Annotated in this window: 12 protein-coding genes; 10 read left to right on the top strand and 2 right to left on the bottom strand. The window is 42.5% G+C overall.

What is annotated here, in order from left to right; translation table 11 throughout:
- Positions 1 to 13: 13 nt before the first annotated feature.
- Positions 14 to 739, bottom strand: coding sequence for a hypothetical protein (locus tag AB4Z50_RS06840; protein WP_441877253.1), 726 nt, complete (start codon positions 737 to 739; stop codon positions 14 to 16).
- Between the two features lie 533 nt (positions 740 to 1,272).
- Between AB4Z50_RS06840 and AB4Z50_RS06835 the strand changes: the two genes are divergently transcribed.
- Genes AB4Z50_RS06835 through AB4Z50_RS06825 form a run of 3 tightly spaced genes read left to right on the top strand, consistent with a single transcriptional unit; the run spans position 1,273 to position 3,563 of the window.
- A complete protein-coding gene (locus tag AB4Z50_RS06835; RefSeq protein WP_372239017.1) occupies positions 1,273 to 2,136 on the top strand; it encodes a multicopper oxidase domain-containing protein in 864 nt (287 codons plus the stop codon).
- An 18-nt stretch (positions 2,137 to 2,154) separates the two neighbouring features.
- Positions 2,155 to 3,354, top strand: coding sequence for a ZIP family metal transporter (locus AB4Z50_RS06830; RefSeq protein WP_441877250.1), 1,200 nt, complete (start codon positions 2,155 to 2,157; stop codon positions 3,352 to 3,354).
- 26 nt (positions 3,355 to 3,380) lie between these two features.
- On the top strand, positions 3,381 to 3,563 hold the full coding sequence (locus tag AB4Z50_RS06825; RefSeq protein ID WP_076269692.1) for a twin-arginine translocase TatA/TatE family subunit: 183 nt from the start codon (positions 3,381 to 3,383) through the stop codon (positions 3,561 to 3,563).
- A gap of 60 nt (positions 3,564 to 3,623) precedes the next feature.
- Here AB4Z50_RS06825 and AB4Z50_RS06820 read toward each other — a convergent pair whose 3' ends face one another.
- On the bottom strand, positions 3,624 to 5,756 hold the full coding sequence (locus AB4Z50_RS06820; protein ID WP_441877247.1) for a heavy metal translocating P-type ATPase: 2,133 nt from the start codon (positions 5,754 to 5,756) through the stop codon (positions 3,624 to 3,626).
- A gap of 405 nt (positions 5,757 to 6,161) precedes the next feature.
- Here AB4Z50_RS06820 and AB4Z50_RS06815 point away from each other — a divergent pair, with 405 nt between their 5' ends.
- The 7 genes from AB4Z50_RS06815 to AB4Z50_RS06785 all read left to right on the top strand — a co-directional run bounded on the left by AB4Z50_RS06815 (position 6,162) and on the right by AB4Z50_RS06785 (position 18,063).
- Positions 6,162 to 8,354, top strand: coding sequence for a family 2 glycosyl transferase (locus AB4Z50_RS06815; RefSeq protein ID WP_441877244.1), 2,193 nt, complete (start codon positions 6,162 to 6,164; stop codon positions 8,352 to 8,354).
- A gap of 25 nt (positions 8,355 to 8,379) precedes the next feature.
- Positions 8,380 to 11,538: a hypothetical protein gene (locus tag AB4Z50_RS06810; RefSeq protein ID WP_441877241.1), complete on the top strand. Its 3,159-nt coding sequence runs from the start codon at positions 8,380 to 8,382 to the stop codon at positions 11,536 to 11,538.
- Positions 11,535 to 12,584 (top strand): HEAT repeat domain-containing protein, encoded by a 1,050-nt coding sequence (locus tag AB4Z50_RS06805; RefSeq protein WP_441877238.1) that lies wholly within the window; start codon positions 11,535 to 11,537, stop codon positions 12,582 to 12,584. Before AB4Z50_RS06810 ends, AB4Z50_RS06805 begins: the two co-directional genes overlap by 4 nt.
- A gap of 36 nt (positions 12,585 to 12,620) precedes the next feature.
- A complete protein-coding gene (locus AB4Z50_RS06800; protein ID WP_441877235.1) occupies positions 12,621 to 14,051 on the top strand; it encodes a glycosyltransferase family 2 protein in 1,431 nt (476 codons plus the stop codon).
- A 500-nt stretch (positions 14,052 to 14,551) separates the two neighbouring features.
- Positions 14,552 to 15,481 carry an ABC transporter permease gene (locus AB4Z50_RS06795; RefSeq protein ID WP_372239018.1) on the top strand — a complete coding sequence of 310 codons (930 nt, stop codon included), beginning with the start codon at positions 14,552 to 14,554 and terminating at the stop codon, positions 15,479 to 15,481.
- A gap of 18 nt (positions 15,482 to 15,499) precedes the next feature.
- Complete coding sequence (locus tag AB4Z50_RS06790; protein WP_441877232.1) at positions 15,500 to 16,408, top strand: carbohydrate ABC transporter permease; 909 nt, start codon at positions 15,500 to 15,502, stop codon at positions 16,406 to 16,408.
- Positions 16,409 to 16,449: 41 nt separating this feature from the next.
- The gene (locus AB4Z50_RS06785) at positions 16,450 to 18,063 is read left to right on the top strand and encodes an extracellular solute-binding protein (RefSeq protein WP_441877229.1); all 1,614 of its coding nucleotides are present in this window, start codon (positions 16,450 to 16,452) and stop codon (positions 18,061 to 18,063) included.
- Positions 18,064 to 18,108: the final 45 nt, after the last annotated feature.

Genomic DNA, 18,108 nt, shown 5'->3' with positions numbered 1-18,108 from the left:
AAAGGAATGGGCTCTAATTTTTAGCTTTATTTATAAAGATTTCAACGATTTTTGTTTTCTTTTCAGTTGAAGTGTACCAGTGCTTCACTGCTTCATAATCTGATGATGCTAAATCAGCCGACTCGATCATAAACCGATCTTTCTCGATCCATTGATAGTCGAGTATAGGCCAGATTGGAGTAGACATGTATTCGTTCGTTAACGCTGTAGATTCAAAAGGTATTTTTTCCATAGTTAATAAATCAACAGCAATCAGCGTATGACGAACAATTTCTCCGCCTTCGCTATAACCGTATCGTAACAGCAGCTCTGTTTTATCCGGAGATAGTTGATAGTCTTGAAAAATGCCGTCACCCAAAGCGAGACTTGTAATTGTGGAGTTGCTTTCCTTCACTAAAATGGTTGAACATTGCTTATTACCACAACTGTACTTTAACAATATGAAATGTTCTGGAGTGGAGAGAGTGAGCGCTTCTGATTGGGTCCGCTCGATTTCAGTCTTGCTATCCTCTTGCGATTGTAAATATAGCTTATACGGAGGAATATCATTAATCTTTAGCTTTAAGTTTTTTCCATTTTCGTCTTTGACTAAGAGTGTATCAGATGAATTCTCGGATGGTTTCTGTTCAATGGAAAGGGACTTTTTTAATGGATCAGCTTGAAGACTTTTTATGATAAATAACACAGCTGTTGCGATTATCAAAAGAATAAGAAGAGGTAGCAGTACTTTTTTTCTCATCTAGTTTTGTCTCCACTTTAATTAATAATGAACTACAATTCTAAACGAAGATTTTTGCTCGTATGTTGCAGGCTATTGTGATTCATATTCTTCTACGAAATAGGAGAGAGAGGTTTCCCGTGAGTTTATCGAACTCGAGGGAAGCCTTTTTTTCAATGATGCAGTATGCTCCCGAGCATATACAAGCTTCAAAAAAAACACTTTACAACATGCCTAGGTTAGCATATATTTTACTCATACCAAAAAAGTTTCCTCAGGTAAACTAATTGTCCTTAAGTGAAATAAATTTTTTTTATCAATAATTTTGCATTAGGGCAAAATTAATCCCTTATATTAACATGGAGGTGAATCGAATGGTATTTGATCCAAATCGGCAGTTCTCAAGACGAAACATCCTTAAGGTCGGGGCTGCCGGCGTACTAGGTGTGATCGGAGGCAGTTTCTTAAATACAAGTGCATTATTTGGCAGGTCTGTTCATGCGATGGGGAAGGAAGAAATGCATCATACGCTCAAAGACCAGATGAAACAAGGGATGGCGCATGGTTATGATCCGGGAACTGATTCAACGCCGGGGCTTGAAGCGGCAGTAAAAGCATTAACGGCTTTTGATTATGGGGTCGTTAGTACTTCTCCAGATGGCAGGACGATTAGAGAATACGATATACAGGCATGGGATGCTGAGGTGGAAATAGCGAAGGGCATTAAATTTCCAGGATGGACATTCAACGGCACGATTCCAGGGCCGACACTTCGTTGTACGGAGGGGGATATCGTACGAGTCAAGTTCGGGAACGGGTCCGCGCACCCGCATTCCATACATTTTCACGGTATTCATCCAACCCACATGGATGGTTTAGAGCCTATTTCGACGGGCAGTGAATTTGTGTATGAATTTGAAGCCAAGCCAGCAGGGCTGCAGCCCTATCACTGTCATGTTCCTCCGCTGATTAGACATATTCACAAGGGCCTATATGGTCACTTCATTATTGATCCTAAGAAACCAAGGAAACCTGCAAAAGAGCTAAGTATGGTCATGAATGGCTTTGATCTGGACTTAGATGGCGAGAACGAGGTTTACACGGTCAATGGCTACGCATTTGCGTACCAATCTAGACCGATTAAGGTGAAAACGGGTGAGCTGGTTCGTATTTATTTAAGTAATTTAACGGAATTTGATCCGATTAACTCCTTTCACTTGCATGCTAATTTCTTTCACTATTATGCCACCGGCGCTGACCCAGATGCGAGGCCGCAATATACAGATACGATTATGCAGTGCCAAGGGGAGAGAGGCATCATTGAAGTTACGTTTCCCGCTCCTGGAAAATATATGTTCCATGCTCATCAAAGTGAGTTTACGGAGCTCGGCTGGATGGGATTTTTTGAAGTCGGTTAAGTAGAGGGGGTGTGCGATGTGCAAAGTGAAATAATAAATAAAAAGCTGGGTAAAAAAGCAGTCTGGCTGCTTGGCATAATGCCCTTGCTGCTGCTGGCTGGCTTGATTTCTGTTATCGCTTCATGGGGTACAGGTGTAGAAGAACAGCAAGCGGCTCCGATTGAAGTGCTCAATTTTGAACGTATTATTTTGACGGATGATGGATTTGAAGTTCGTATACTTAATTCTGGGCCAAAGGAGCTGACGGTTGCTCAAGTTGTTGTCGATGATTCTTTTTGGAATGCTTCCTTCTCACCTAGTCCTACGCTTGAGAGATTCGGCAGCTCGACGATCTATATTCCTTATCCTTGGGTGGAGGGAGATCCTCATCAAATTAAGCTTATCACCTCTAACGGATTAATATTTACAGGGGATGTACCTGCTGCAATGAAAACGCCAACTGCCGATACCAATCGATTTCTGCAATATTCACTAATTGGTTTTTATGTCGGTGTCGTTCCAGTTGGGCTGGGATTGCTATGGTATCCTTTTATGCGTCGTTTCTCAAGCAAAGGCATTCAGGCGGTATTGGCATTTACAGTTGGACTTTTATTTTTTCTTGCTGTGGATACCATACAAGAAGGATTAGAGCTTGGTGCGGAAGCACCCGGCGTATTTCAAGGCACTGGCCTAGTCTGGTTCGGTGCGGCATTAAGCTTCTTATTCCTCATAGCCATTGATCAGACGAAATCCAAAAAGGCAATCCAGCATAATGATCCTGGCAAGCAGGTATCCTTCAAAATCGCGAGTGGAATAGGTCTCCATAATCTCGGTGAAGGGCTTGCGATAGGTGCTGCTTTTGCCGCGGGTGAGGCTGCGCTTGGATCCTTCCTTATTATTGGGTTTACGCTGCATAACATTACTGAAGGCATTGGCATAGCGGCGCCGCTTTTAAAAGCAAAACCAACTTACAAGACTTTCCTCGCATTAGCACTCTTAGGCGGCGGTCCTGCTATTATCGGAACGTGGATCGGTGGATTTGTCTTTAATCAAACGCTGGCGGCCTTATTCTTCGGTATTGGCGCAGGGGCCATTATACAAGTTATTTATGTCATTTTTAAAATGATGGTTAGGGATGCAAAGGCTGCAGAAGCACCTGCCGTTTCGTGGCTCAATTTCTCAGGTTTAACACTTGGCATTTTGCTGATGTATGTAACAGCTTTGTTAGTTAACTTCTAGAACCAAACGGGAATGGGGAGTTCAGAATGCCGAATATAGGTGTTGCAGGAATTGTATTGCTTGTGATTTTAGGCTTGCTGCTGTTTGGACCATCCAAGCTGCCTCAGCTTGGGCGAGCGATTGGAACGACGCTGTCAGAATTTAAAAAAGGGGCAAAAGGACTGATAGACCCGGATGAAAAACCCGATCAGCCGAAGGAGCGCGAATGATCAAACAAGCGAAGAGCCGTCAGCATAATGCTAACGGCTCTTGTTTATTTGCGTATGAATTTAATCTGCACGCTTTTTTCGTTCAATTAATATGGTCAAGCTGACAAGCGTAACAAATATAGTCGCTCCCATATCAGAGAGAATCGCAATCCATAAGGTAAGCCAGCCGGGAATGGTAAGCAATAATGCGATTATTTTCAGTCCGAGCGAGACGCAAATGTTAAAGCGGATGACGCGATTGACCTTTTTGGCAATGGAAACGGCTTCGGGCAGCTTCCCCAAGTGATCCTGCATGAGGACGATATCGGCTGTTTCAATCGCACTGTCTGTTCCTTTGCCCATCGCAATGCCGAGCTGCGCAGAGGCTAGAGCAGGAGCGTCATTAATACCGTCACCTATCATCGCGACATGGTGGCTTGCTGAAAGCTCTTTAATCTTCTTCACTTTATCTTCCGGCAGAAGATTGCCATAAAACTCGGATACCCCGACGGCGGAAGCGACTTTCTCCGCTGTCTTCTGATGATCCCCGGTAAGCATAATGGTACGCTTGATTCCCAGCTTGTGTAAGGATGCGATTACAGACCGGCTTTCCTCGCGAATTTCGTCTGAAATGCCAAACATACCGAGTACTTGCTGCTCGTCTGCCACCAATACAAGAGTAAGACCGTCATTTTTTAATTGTTCTATGCGATTTTGGACAGAATCCGGAATCGTAATATGCTCGATGCTTTTTTCATTTCCAAGCCAGTATGCAATGCCGTTAACCTTCGCTTTAATTCCTCGACCTGATATCGTTTGAATTTCATCCGGTTCTGGTATTGTCATATTTCTGCTCGCTATTTCCTTCATAATCGCTTTCGCCAGCGGGTGGGAGGACGATTTCTCGATAGCTCCAGCTGCTTGGAAAAACCGTTCTTCATCATACGCTTCCAATTTGGCAACATGCGGTTCGCCTTTTGTTAACGTGCCTGTTTTGTCAAAAGCAAGCGTGTCGATCTTGCCAAGCTGCTCTAGAAATACGCCGCCTTTGACGAGTACGCCGTTCCGTGCATTTCTTGTAATGCCCGATACAATAGCAATTGGCGAAGAAAGAATTAATGCGCAAGGGCAGCCTACAATTAATACGGATAAACCTTGATAAAGCCATGTAATCCAGTCTCCCTGAAAGAGGAGCGGAGGAATAAGGGCAACAAGTGCAGCAACAATCATAATGAGCGGCGTATAATATTTAGCGAATTTATTAATGAAAAGCTCCGTTGGCGTTTTGGTCTCCTGTGCTTCTTGAACGAGATGAAGAATTTTTGCCAAGGAGGAATCCTTGTATGCTTTATCAATTTGAACGAGAAGCAGCCCTTCGTTGTTAATGCTTCCCCCGTAAACGGGCTCTCCAGCTTCCTTCTCAACCGGCAGTGATTCACCTGTGATTGCCGATTCATTCACCGAGCTTTTTCCTTCAGAGACGATGCCGTCCGAAGGAATTTTTTCACCTGGCTTAATTTTTACAAGATCGCCGATTTGAAGAGAAGCAATCGGAACGATAATCTCTTGGCCATTTTCTACTTTTAAAGCTTCTTTAGGCGCAACTTGAAATAAAGCTTCCATGGAGCGGCGCGCCTTTTCCATACCATAACCTTCAAGCAGCTCATTTAGTCCAAACAAGATGGCAACGAGAGTAGCTTCCTTCCACTCACCAATGGATACAGCTCCGATTAACGCAATCGTCATTAAGGTATCGATATTAAACTTCATTTTAATTAAATTTTTAAGTCCGCGGAAAAATGTGGTGTAGCCACTAATAATCGTTGCGGTCAAATATAATAGAATGACTGCTTGTTTGTCGAGCACACCATCAAGGAATAATGCGGCAACATAGATGATGCCCGATACGATGAGCAATTTGAGCATATTTGAATGGCCTTCGGAATGACTGTGATCGTGATCATGATCATGTCCAGCATGACTATGGGAACTATGATCGTGTCCCGTATTTGCTTCCGAGCTTGCTTCGATATAGGCATTGTCTGACTTTAAAATTTTCTTAACTGCAGCCATGGAAATTTGCGGATCAACCGTTAATTTTCCTGAGTTGTAGCTGAGCTTTGCATCCGAGCCATGCTCCAATTGTTTAATCTCTTCCTCCATTCGGAGGGCACAGCCGCCACAAGAGAGTCCCTTTATTCGATACTCATTCATAAGACATCCTTCTTCCAGTTGAATATATGAATACTTGTTCATATAATATGCAATTCCAACATTTATGTCAAACGTATTTTCTCCATTCCGCTATAAATTCATGTAAACACCATTCGGTTTGTTAGAAACGGTACACATCTGAAACGTCATAAATTCAGGTAGACAAGGAATGGTAAGCTTTGCGGAGTTTGAATATGCGAAATAATGTATGGCGTACGATGTGAAGGAATAGATGCTCGAGCCTGTCGTAAAAAAGGACATTCATGAACTGCTGGATATAGTATGATCAAATTGAGAATGATTGGATTTCAAACCTTATAAATTTTTAATTGGATATATTTGAGGTATAGCGCCGAATAGACAGTGAAACAAATCTATACTTATAATGTTTTCGGGGGGCTTAAAATGAAAATTTCGAGTAAGAACTATATGTATGGTTCAATTATTATCTTTATTTTAATCGCTATAGCCTATTCAAGCATATTTATTTTGAAAAATAAAATAAATGCAACAGATCATAACAACCCCACATCGCCAATGGCATCGGAGTATGTAAGCAAGGTGGATGGAAACTCTTTTTATGTATTAGAAAATGGACAATGGACGAAAACATTTATTAAAGGTGTGAACCTTGGAGCTGGAAAACCAGGCGCTTTTCCCGGCGAGGTTGCCATTACATACGATGAATACTATAGATGGCTTGGCTATATTTCGGATATGCATGCAAACACGATCAGAGTGTACACGATACAGCGGCCGCAGTTTTATAATGCCTTATTTGATTTTAATCAAAATGCAGTGAAAAATGGCAAGAAGCCTATTTATGTGTTTCATGGCGTTTGGGTTAATGAGAGCGATCTAGCAACAATCGATGATGCTTTTGGCAGCAATGACAAGATTCTAAATGRTATGAATGTTACGGTAAAAGATACGATTAATATTTTGCATGGCAATCATTATTTGCCAGTAAATAAAGGCCATGCGGACGGCAATTATACCTCGGATGTTTCGAAGTATGTCATCGGATGGATTGTTGGTATTGAATGGGAGCCTTCGCTTGTCGTCAGCACGAATGAAAATAACGCAAAGCGCAGCCATTATGATGGCAAATACCTTTATACCGTAGGTGCATCTCCGTTTGAGGCTTTTCTCACTGAAGTAGGAGATAAGCTGATTGATTATGAAATGACAACCTATAACATGCAAAGCCCGGTTGCCTTTTCCAATTGGGTAACGACAGATCCGCTAAAGCATCCTAACGAGCCTTATAAAAATGAAGACCTTGTAGAAGTAAACGTCGAGCATATTAAATGGCATGACAGCTATAAAGCCGGCATGTTTGCCTCTTATCATGTGTACCCCTATTACCCCGATACATTTAGCTATCAGACCGATTATATTAACTTTAAAGATGCCGGGGGCAAACCAAATCCTTACTTGGCTTATTTAGAGGAAATTAAGAAGTTCCATTCCATGCCTGTTCTTATTTCGGAATTTGGCATTCCAGCCTCTCGCGGCAAGGCGCATGAAAATAAAATTACAGGCTTTAATCAGGGCTTTATAGATGAACGTACGCAAGGCGATATGCTGATGAAAATGATGAAGGATATTCACGCTGCTAATTTAGCAGGGGGATTGGTTTTTTCGTGGCAGGATGAATGGTTTAAGCGAACATGGAACAACAATGATTTGGATTTGCCTGATTCACGGCCATACTGGCTTAATGCTCAAACGAATGAGCAGCATTTTGGTTTATTAGCGCTTGATCCTGGCAACGACAAAAGCATCAGTTATATTGACGGTTCGTTCGATGATTGGGCAAACGATACTCCCTTGTATGCTGACGATCATACCAAGCTATACGTTAAGAGTGATGAGGGATATGTCTATCTCAAGATTGATGCTGAAAATTATGATTTTAATAAGGACACGTTGATCATACCGATCGATACGATAAAGGAACAAGGGAACACAAGCTTCTCACAGCTTGGCTCCACATTTAGCAAGGATGCAGACTTTGTAGTGAAAATTCATGGACCAACGGACTCACATGTGTTAGTAGATGCCTATTACGACAACTACTATTTTAGATATGCGGTTCAAACGAGCCTCATCAATAAGACCCCAGCCTTTCATCATAAGAACACGGGTATTTTTAACCCCATCAGGCTTAGTTTAAATAAAAGCTATGTAGTTCCGCCGCTGAACACGGTCGTTCCTTTTGCAGGATATGAGACGGGGCTGCTCCAATACGGAATAGGCAATCCGGATAACCCTGATTTTAATTCATTAAGTGATTTTTATTATAAAGATGGAAAAGTGGAAATGAGAATTCCGTGGCAGCTGCTGAATGTGATGGACCCTTCCCACAAATATGTCATTGATGATATGTATGCTCGTGGAAAAATATCAAAGCTGAAGGTAGATGGAATGAGCTTTGGCATACAGCATATCAAGACGGGCAGCACGCCGGGAACGACGCAGCAGCCTATAGCAATGGAGGAATATAGCTGGAAGGAATGGGAGCAGCCGACATTTCATGAACGATTGAAGCCTTCCTATTACATTTTGCAAAAGGGATTTCAAGCGATGAATTAATTCATATATAAAATGAGGAATACAAATGAAAAAAAGAAATATGAAAGCTCGCTATATCATTTTTATAGCTTTATTAATTGGTTTATCGATTCCTTTCATCGTTTGGCTGCTTACACCGAGCAAAAACCTTGATGTCGTTGTCATTAATAAAACCTTTCCGACTCAAGCATCTGAAACGAGCGGCATAAGGGAGCTGGATTACAGCAAGCAGCGCGGGTTGTTTTGGATTATGGATCATCTGCGCATAAATAACCCCTTAACGAATAAAGCGTATGACGCCACGAAGGATTATTATGGGAATTTCCTCGCTGATGGGAAATTAACGGCTGTTCCTTTTGATAAACGGGCTAATGTGCCAGATCTGATCTATATTTCGGATGCGTATGGCACTGGCAATTCGAAGGTGAATGGTGTGGAACCAGTAGGGGTTTCAGGTCTGACGATGGATGAGGTTAGTTTAATAGCTACCAGCTATACCAAAGGGACAACGGTTATTGGCGAATACAATATTGCAGGCGAGCCTACTGCACCAAACGTATCCAAGGAGCTTGAAGCTATTTTTAACGTCGGCTTTAAGGGGTGGGCAGGCAAGTTTTTCTCTGAATTATCGTCGGCAGAAGATGTACCGAATTGGATAAGAGCAACCTATGAGCAGCAATACGGGAAAAAGTGGAGCTTAACGGGAGCGGGAATCGTTATTGCTGGCAATAACAGAATCATCATATTGGAGCGCGGCAAAGACTTTACAGGACAATCGATCAGCCTGTTCATGACTGAGGATCATGCTGGCAGCTATCATACGGACACGATTGATTACTATAACTGGTTTGAAATCATTAAGCCTGCAGACGATAAGTCGGTAATCGCATGGTATGACTTAAACGCTACGGAAGCAGGTCAGGAGCAATTGAAGGTCTTAGGGCTAAATACTAGATTCCCAGCAATCATTGAAAATAAATCCGGCAAGAAGAGCTCCTATTATTTTGCGGGTGATTTTAGTGATTATAAGGAACCGGAGAAGATTAAACGGTTTTGGGGTGCTTCTCCTCTATACAAAATATTCAGTGTAAACAGCGAAGGGGATCATTCGTATTTTTATTGGCATTTTTATGTGCCGCTTATGTCCAAGCTGTTGAAGGAAACAAAGCCATTGGATGAAAGCGTTACATTCCAGGCGAAAGCAGAGACAGCTTCAAATGGTACACAGCTCGTATCCAAAATAGTCGACAATACATTTTCCGTTTATGAAAACGGAGCTTGGAAGAGCATGTTCGTAAAAGGGATGAATATTGGCACAGCAATACCAGGTATTCCTGAAGGAAGCTTCCCGGAGGATACGGCTATTTATTCAGAGTGGCTTGAGAAGATTGGTCAAATGAACGCCAATACGATACGAGTATACACGTTGATGCCGTCAGGCTTTTATCGAGCGCTTGATATTTACAATACGAATCATCAAGATAAACCGCTGTATTTGCTTCAAAATATATCGCCGAGCAGTGAGCCGCCATCAGGCGACTTGCTGAATCAAGAGTACAACACAGCCTACAAACAAGCGATTCAAGATACCATTAACGCAGTTCATGGGAATGCCAAGTTAAAAACAAAAGAGGGGATGAACTCCGATCTGTACATGAATGATGTGTCAGGCTATGTCCTTGGTTTTTTAGTTGACCCAGGCTTAAGTCCTCAAAAGGTAAAGGCAACGGATCAAGCACATCCCTCTTACAACTATAATGGGGACTATGTTTCATCAGGTTTAGACGCAACGCCTACCGAGTCGTGGCTTGCTTCCCTATCGGATCGTATCTTTCAATATGAGCAAAGTAATTACAACATGCAGCATCCAGCAGCTATTACCAGCATTCCAGAGCTAGACATTCTCGAACATGCTGCATCAAATCCAGAGACGCTCGATGACGCGGTTTCAGTGGATATTAATCATATTGTTATTTCTAGCAAAGTGATCAGCGGATTTTTTGGCGCGTACAATGTTTTTCCCGATCATCCGGCATTTATAGCTGGGGAAACGAAGGAAGCAAAACCTGACTATGCAGGTTATAAGCAGTATTTGGATCGTTTTATGAGCACTCAAAAAAAGTATCCCGTACTTATTAGCGAATTTGGATTGTCTACAAGCCTAGGTTCATCGCAAATATCCGCTTCTGGCCATAAGGATGGTCAAAACAGCGAGGCTGAGCAAGGAGAAGGCATCGTTGCGATGATGAATATGATTAAGGACAGCGGCAGTATGGGCGGGCTTGTTTACGAATGGGCGGATCAATGGGGAAAAAGCAGCCGGTTTACCTCTTCCCTGATGATCCCTTATGAGCATGGAAGCCTCTGGCACAATGTCATTGATCCTGCTCAGCGATACGGTATTTTAGCGATAGAATCACCTACGCCGACGGAGTATGCCATGACCTTGCGGGGAACAGATCCTCTGCGCACCATTTCTTATGCTGCTAACGAATCTTATTTCTATATAACAGCCGAATTCAGTGAACTGCCGAAGTTTGATCAGAAGAACATTATGATCTATTTGGACACCGTTGACAGAAAAAATGGCGAATATATGCTGGCTCCTGATGTGAATGAAAACTGGTCTGGAGCAGAGTTTAATGTCAGCATTCAAAATACGAAGCAAGCCGAATTACTCGTAATTCCGCAATATAATGCGAGCAAAGGCAGTTATTACACTTCCGTATCGTCTAACGGCATTTATGAGAAAATGATGCGGCAGCTTTCAAAAGCATACCAAACGCCCGAAGGTAAAACGGTTCCCGCTGCTTATGAGGATGGATCAACCTTGAATGCAGGTAGCTTTGACAACAGCAGCAGCCATTTTTATTTTGAGGGCAAGACGCTGTATCTTAGAATTCCATGGGCAAGCTTGAACTTTACTGACCCGTCCAGCTTGCTCGTATTCGATGATGAGAAGAAACAAGGGGCAATCGAGAACATAAGAGACGGCGTTGCTGTTCGAATGACGGATGGCATAGTCGCTTCACTCGTTATTATGGATAAAAAAACGCAGAAGGTCGATTATCAATTTCCCGAAAGCGTTACGTCATCCGGCTACCGAACCTTTACATGGAATACATGGACGAAACCCGAATACGTATCTCGCAATAAGAAAGGCTACGACATGCTTAAACAACTTTTTGCGCAGGAGGATATATGACAAAAGAAGCATTATATTTGCTGCTCATTTCATCAGCGTTATTTTCATTTTTTTTCATATCGATTATCGTCATTTGGTTTTTTCGTTACTTTAGCGAGTCCGCGACTAGCCAATTGAAGAAGCAGCTCGAAGAAGTATTCACATCCTACTTTTACACTGAAAATAAAAATAAACGAACGATCGTGCAAAAACTGAACAAAATCGTCGGAAAAAGTGCTAGAAAAAAAGAGCTGTTCATTAATATCGTCATTAATCACGATGCTGCCTTTATCCATACCCATCATGATCAGTTGATGAACATATACGAATTAACGGGAACGAAAGCTTTTCTGCTCAAAAGACTGCAATCAAACAGCGTTCATATTCAGTCCTTAGCCTGTCGGCATCTAGGGGAATTGCAGCTCAGAGATACAACGGCATCTATCCTTACGCTTATTTCAAGCAAAAATAATGATGTGATATATAATATGATGCTGGCTCTTGCGAAGCTTGGTGATTTGGAGGGGCTAGTTCATGTTCTAACCTATGACTCCCAAAATATGAACTTGTCCCATAGAGCTATTATCGAAATTATTTCTGCTTTTGACGGCTCAAAGGAAGAGCTGTTTCGACAAACAATCGATAGAAGTGATGACTATATGAAGGGCATTCTAATAAAAGCGGTTGCTGATTACAGTTTTGAAGGCTTAAGCGAGCATTATATTAAATATTTGAATAGTGAGGAAAAGAATCTTAGAATCGCATCGATAAGAGCGCTGAGCGAGCTGAATAATCCGGATTATGAAGCATCTATGCTAACCAAGCTTGATGATCATGATTGGGAGGTTAGAGCAGCTGCTGCTAAGGGCCTTGAGAAGATTGGGACCAAAAATAGTTTAGCGGATTTAGGGAAAACAACAGGCGACAGTGTGTGGTGGGTAAGACATCATGCCGCCAGTGCACTTGTTCTCATTCCTGGAGGTATTGCTTACGCTTCAAGGATCATCGATGGAGACGATAAATTTGCTCGGGATGCCGTGATTAGTGTGATCGAAATGACTTCCTAATGACAACTTAGAAAAACGAGGATGGTTTTTAACAACATGTATATTCTCAGAATGTTTATTATTTATTTCAGCGAGTTTTGTATGCTGTATACGATTGGAATAAACATCTTTTATAATGGGCAAATGCTGATCGCTTCGCTAGATATGTTTAGTTATTTACGAAAAATGAAAGCCTCGGATTATAAACGATACATTGATTCAAAAAATATGATTCCGATATCGATAATTGTCCCTGCGTACAACGAGGAGAAAACGATAGTTGATAATATTAAATCGCTGCTCGCTTTAAATTATTTTGAGTATGAGATTATTATTGTGAATGACGGCTCTACCGATTTCACAAAAGAGAAGATCATAAACGAGTTCAATTTAACAAAGGTAAACCAGCCCATTATGCAGAGCTTGCCTACGAATGAAGTAGCTGGCATTTACCGAAGCAATCAATACGAGCGATTAATTTTTGTAGATAAAATAAACGGCGGCAAAGCGGACGCCCTTAATGCGGGCATTAATGTGTCTGTCTATCCTATTTTTGCATGCATCGATGCCGATTCCATCTTGGAAAATGATGCCCTGATCAAGCTCACGATGTTATTTGTGGAAAATCCCGAAACGATTGCTGTTGGAGGGATCGTCAGAATTGCCAATGGCTCGATCATTAAAGACGGCAAGCTTATGGAGATGAATATTCCGAAAAGCAATATGGCGAAATTTCAGATTATTGAGTATTTCCGTGCTTTCCTGACTGGCCGTACGAGCTTCAGCAAGCTTAATTCCATACTCATTATTTCCGGTGCATTCGGTGCGTTTAATAAGAGGGTCGTTATTGAGTGCGGCGGGTACAAAGTGAATACGATCGGTGAAGACATGGATATTATCGTTAGACTTCATAAGGCGATGAAAGACCAGAAGAGAAAGTACAAAATACAATTTCTAGCGGACCCGATTTGCTGGACTCAAGCTCCAGAAACAATGAAGGATCTAAGAAGCCAGCGGAGAAGATGGCAAATTGGTCTTTTTGATACGCTGATAAGCTATAGAAGAATGCTTTTTAATCCGAAATACGGCAAGATTGGCATGGTGACACTGCCTTATTATTGGATCTTCGAATTAATCGGGCCAATTGTTGAGGCACTCGGCTATATCTTTATCCCACTTGCCTATTTATTTGGCTTGCTTGCGTTTGACAGCTTTATTACTTTTTTTGTTATCGCGTTTTTACTCGGCACTACCTTATCAATGGGCAGCATCTTACTCGAGCAAATTACATTTCGCAAATACAGCTCGCTTAAGGAAACTTTGCTGCTTGTGCTGTTCGGCGTGTTGGAGAACTTAGGTTATCGTCAGCTTACTGTTCTGTTCCGTGTTGAAGGTATTTTTAATTTTAGAAGAGGCCGTCATTCATGGGGAGCAATGAACAGAAAGAATTTTGTTTCAAGCAAAGAGAAAAATGATAACGATAAGTGATGCTGAAATGGCAATGGAAGAGTAGCTGCGTGCAGATGCGGATGCTCTTTTTTTTGCAATTGAACGATAGGAAATTCTCTAAATAGGCAACCGCAATAAGAAAAAGGATCAATGGGCTTAGAAACAATGAAAACGCATACATGTCATTCTTGAATAGACCACTCTTTGAGGGGGTTTGGGCTTGTATGGGGGGCGAAAATCGATTGGTAAATCTTGCGGTTGCCGATAAATAGGCGATTTATCAACAAAAATGACACATTTGAGAAGTTATCTGAATAGTCGCAGTAGTTCGCGAATTGATGTTTCCTCATAAATATAAAGCGCTATCATGCGATACGGGAAATGACATATTTACGAGAATTGTTATGTTCCGTATTGTTGTGAATGTAAGCGATAGTATTTCCGAAATTCCTGTCGCTAATCACCAAACAAAAGCAATTATAACGAAACGGGAAAGGAGTGATTTTATGCAGGAAGCAAGTCCAATGAACGCACCAAATATGCTTCCGGAACCGACGAAAGAGAAGAGCAGAATGTGGAAAAGACTCCTTCAAAATTGGGAATTGTATCTATTCATTGCACCCGCATTTTTCTACTTTCTAATCTTCTCTTACGGTCCGATGTACGGCATACAAATCGCATTTAAGAACTTCATACCAACGAAAGGGATTTTCGGAAGCCCTTGGGTCGGTTTCGACCATTTTGTCCGATTTTTTCATTCTTATTACTTTTGGGACTTGATATGGAACACGTTAAGTATTAGCCTGTATGAACTCGCTATTGGGTTTCCAATACCGATTATACTGGCGCTTGCCTTCAATGAGCTGAAGGGTGGTTCCTTCAAGAAAATGGCTCAGACCGTCACTTATGCGCCGCATTTCATTTCAGTCGTTGTTATGGCAGGCATGATCATTACGTTCTTGTCGCCTTCATCGGGAATAGTGACACATCTTATTGAGTGGCTTGGATTTGATGCTCCAGATTTCTTGACGGACCCGAAGTGGTTTAAGACGATGTACGTATTCTCTGGTGTTTGGCAAAGCGCAGGATGGGGAACAATCATATATTTGGCTGCGCTTTCAGGAGTAGACCCGGGTCTGCATGAGGCAGCCATTATAGACGGAGCTTCACGCTTCCAACGGGTGCTTCATATTAACATTCCGACGATTATCCCTACGATGACCATTCTTTTAATTCTGAACATGGGAAGCTTGCTTGGGGTTGGATTTGAGAAGATATTGCTGCTCCAAAACTCGCTTAACATGGGAGCATCCGATGTCATTTCAACCTTCGTATACCGATCAGGGCTTGTCGATGCCCAGTATAGCTTCTCGACGGCGATCGGCCTGTTCAATTCCGTCATTAACGCCATTATTTTAGTGCTTGTCAATCAGATTGTAAGACGCACCAACGAAAACAGCCTGTGGTAGAAGAAGGGGGTATGACCGATGATTTCCGCCGTTAAAGAGTCCGGAAGAGATAAAGTGTTTCTGATATGCAACTATATTTATGTATTTCTCGCTTTTATTGTAGTCGCCTATCCTGTCATTTATATGATTAGCGCTTCGATAAGCGATCCGAAATTGGTGGGTTCCGGCGAGATGTGGCTGTGGCCAAAAGGCATTACGTTTGAAGGTTATAAGAGGGTGTTCCAAAACTCCAGTATATGGACAGGTTACGGCAACACCATTCTTTATACGGTAGTAGGTACGTCGATCAATTTATTCGTTACACTGCCTGCTGCCTACGCTCTAAGCCGCAAAGACTTTATGGGACGCAACTTTTTTATGGGGATGTTCCTCGTCACGATGTTTTTTGGAGGAGGGCTCGTACCAAGTTACTTGCTCATCAAGGAACTCGGAATGGTGAATACGATATGGGCGATCGTTATTCCTTCGGCCGCTTCAATCTGGAACATCATTGTAGCGCGCACGTTTTTTCAATCCTCTATACCAAAAGAACTGCAAGAGGCTGCCCAAATTGACGGGTGCACCAACCTGCGGCTGTTCGTCAAAATCATTTTGCCGCTGTCAATGCCAATCATTGCCGTTATGGCTTTGTTCTATGGTGTTGGCAACTGGAACAGCTACTTCTCGGCACTTATCTATTTGAATGATGCCGCAAAATATCCTTTACAGCTTGTGTTGCGGCAAATTCTTGTTTTGCAGGAAATGTCGGCTCRGGGCGGGGGCGTAATTGATGCTTCATCAGCATCAGCTCTTAATAACAAAGCTGAAATCGCTGCGCTGGTCAAATACGCTGTTATTATCGTTGCGACAGCACCGATTATCGCCGTTTATCCATTTCTTCAGCGTTACTTTGTGCAAGGTGTCATGATTGGTTCCGTTAAGGGCTGATTTTGCTCATAAATAATTTTAAAAAAGGGAGAGGGTTTAGGATGAAAAAGCTAAAAAAAGCATCATCTTTGTTACTCAGCATTACGCTGCTTGCTTCCGTATTAGCGGCATGTGGTTCGCCGAACAATGAGGAGAAAACGAATAGCAGCAATACAGGTTCCAAAACGTCCGCGTCCAATACGGCTGACGGGGTTAACAAAGAAGGGTTTCCGGTTGTCAGTAAACCGATTACCTTGAAGATGATGTCACAGGACGTTGGCGTTGCTGACTGGAACAAAATGCCTGTACTACAAGAGATGGAGAAACTGACAGGCATTAAGCTGGAATACCAGAACGCCCCGATCGACAGCTTTGCGACCAAGAAAAATCTAGTATTTGCAAGCGGAGATTTGCCGGATATGTTCTATGCAGCGGATCTGAAACCTGCAGAACAAGTCACTTACGGAACTCAAGGTGTTCTTATTCCTCTTGAAAAATATATTGATGAAGGCTACGCGCCAAATATTAAAAAGATCTTTGATGATAATCCGGACATCCGCAAGTCGTTCACCACGCCAGATGGACATATTTATGCGCTGCCGAACGTTGACTTAGCAGCAGTCTGGTACCGCGGTCCGATGTGGTACAACGGCAAGTTCTTGAAAACTCTTGGGGCAACAGAGCCTAAGACGACAGAAGAGCTGTACACCTATCTGAAGCGTGTTAAGACTGAAGACCCGAATGGAAACGGTAAGCAGGATGAAATTCCGCTCACATCCGACAAACTAAACGATTTGCGCATGTACTTCCTCGGTTTCTGGGGCATTTATGATGAGGTCGTTTATGCCGATAAGGATGGCAAAGTACATTACACGCCACAAGAAGAGGGTTACAAAGGATATTTAACGTTCCTCAACCGTCTATGGAAAGAGGAATTGCTGGACCACGAGACCTTCTCGCAAACAGGTGAACAGAAGAAAGCAAAAGGGAAAAACAATCAAATTGCTTTGTTCAACGACTATTACCCTTACTTTACGCTAGGCGGCGAACCAAGCGAAGACAACCCGTTGATGACGCCAGTGAAAAGTGAAATTGCTGATTCTCCTGTCTATGGCAAGCACCCTGGTATTTCAGCGAATGGTACCTTCGCCATCACAAGCAGCAATCCGGCTCCAGAGGCAACTATGCGTTGGGTAGATTACCTATACAGCTATGAAGGCGCTACCTTGTTCAATCAAGGTCCTGAGAACCTTCTGTGGAAATATAAAAACAAGGAAACGCATGAAAAGGAATGGCTTCCTGTTCCAGGCGGCATCGACCGTGAAGAATACCGCGGAACGATGACACCAAACTATGGTATTCTAACGCCGGGTATGAACTCAAGCGATGTTGCCGTAGGCCTTCGTAGCGAATTCGATCTATGGATCGATAAGCAAAATGCAGAGAAACTTACACCAATCGCAAAACCGCCTTACCCTAACGTTTATTTGACAAATGAAGAGCAAACTGAGGCTTCTGCTTTGTTATCTGATCTGAACACTTACGTTACACAGATGGAAGCGAAGTTCGTAACGGGCCAGGAGCCGCTCTCCAATTGGGACAAGTATTTAGAGCAAATTAAAAAAATGGGCGGAAATCGGATTGCTGAGCTTTACCAAAGCGCATACGACAGATAATTGACAGATAAATAAACGAACAAGAGCATGAACCCAGAAACAGCA

It is taken from the genome of Paenibacillus sp. 2TAB26 (genome assembly GCF_052115145.1).
Taxonomy (GTDB): domain Bacteria; phylum Bacillota; class Bacilli; order Paenibacillales; family Paenibacillaceae; genus Pristimantibacillus.
The sequence above is the reverse complement of the archived record's forward strand: the minus strand, read 5'-3'. Positions and strand labels throughout refer to the sequence as shown.

Coding starts and splice junctions, on each gene's coding strand:
- AB4Z50_RS06840 (WP_441877253.1), bottom strand. CDS start 739: ATGAGAAAAAAAGTACTGCTACCTCTTCTTATTCTTTTGATAATCGCA.
- AB4Z50_RS06835 (WP_372239017.1), top strand. CDS start 1,273: ATGGCGCATGGTTATGATCCGGGAACTGATTCAACGCCGGGGCTTGAA.
- AB4Z50_RS06825 (WP_076269692.1), top strand. CDS start 3,381: ATGCCGAATATAGGTGTTGCAGGAATTGTATTGCTTGTGATTTTAGGC.
- AB4Z50_RS06820 (WP_441877247.1), bottom strand. CDS start 5,756: ATGAATGAGTATCGAATAAAGGGACTCTCTTGTGGCGGCTGTGCCCTC.
- AB4Z50_RS06810 (WP_441877241.1), top strand. CDS start 8,380: ATGAAAAAAAGAAATATGAAAGCTCGCTATATCATTTTTATAGCTTTA.
- AB4Z50_RS06805 (WP_441877238.1), top strand. CDS start 11,535: ATGACAAAAGAAGCATTATATTTGCTGCTCATTTCATCAGCGTTATTT.
- AB4Z50_RS06800 (WP_441877235.1), top strand. CDS start 12,621: ATGTATATTCTCAGAATGTTTATTATTTATTTCAGCGAGTTTTGTATG.
- AB4Z50_RS06795 (WP_372239018.1), top strand. CDS start 14,552: ATGCTTCCGGAACCGACGAAAGAGAAGAGCAGAATGTGGAAAAGACTC.
- AB4Z50_RS06785 (WP_441877229.1), top strand. CDS start 16,450: ATGAAAAAGCTAAAAAAAGCATCATCTTTGTTACTCAGCATTACGCTG.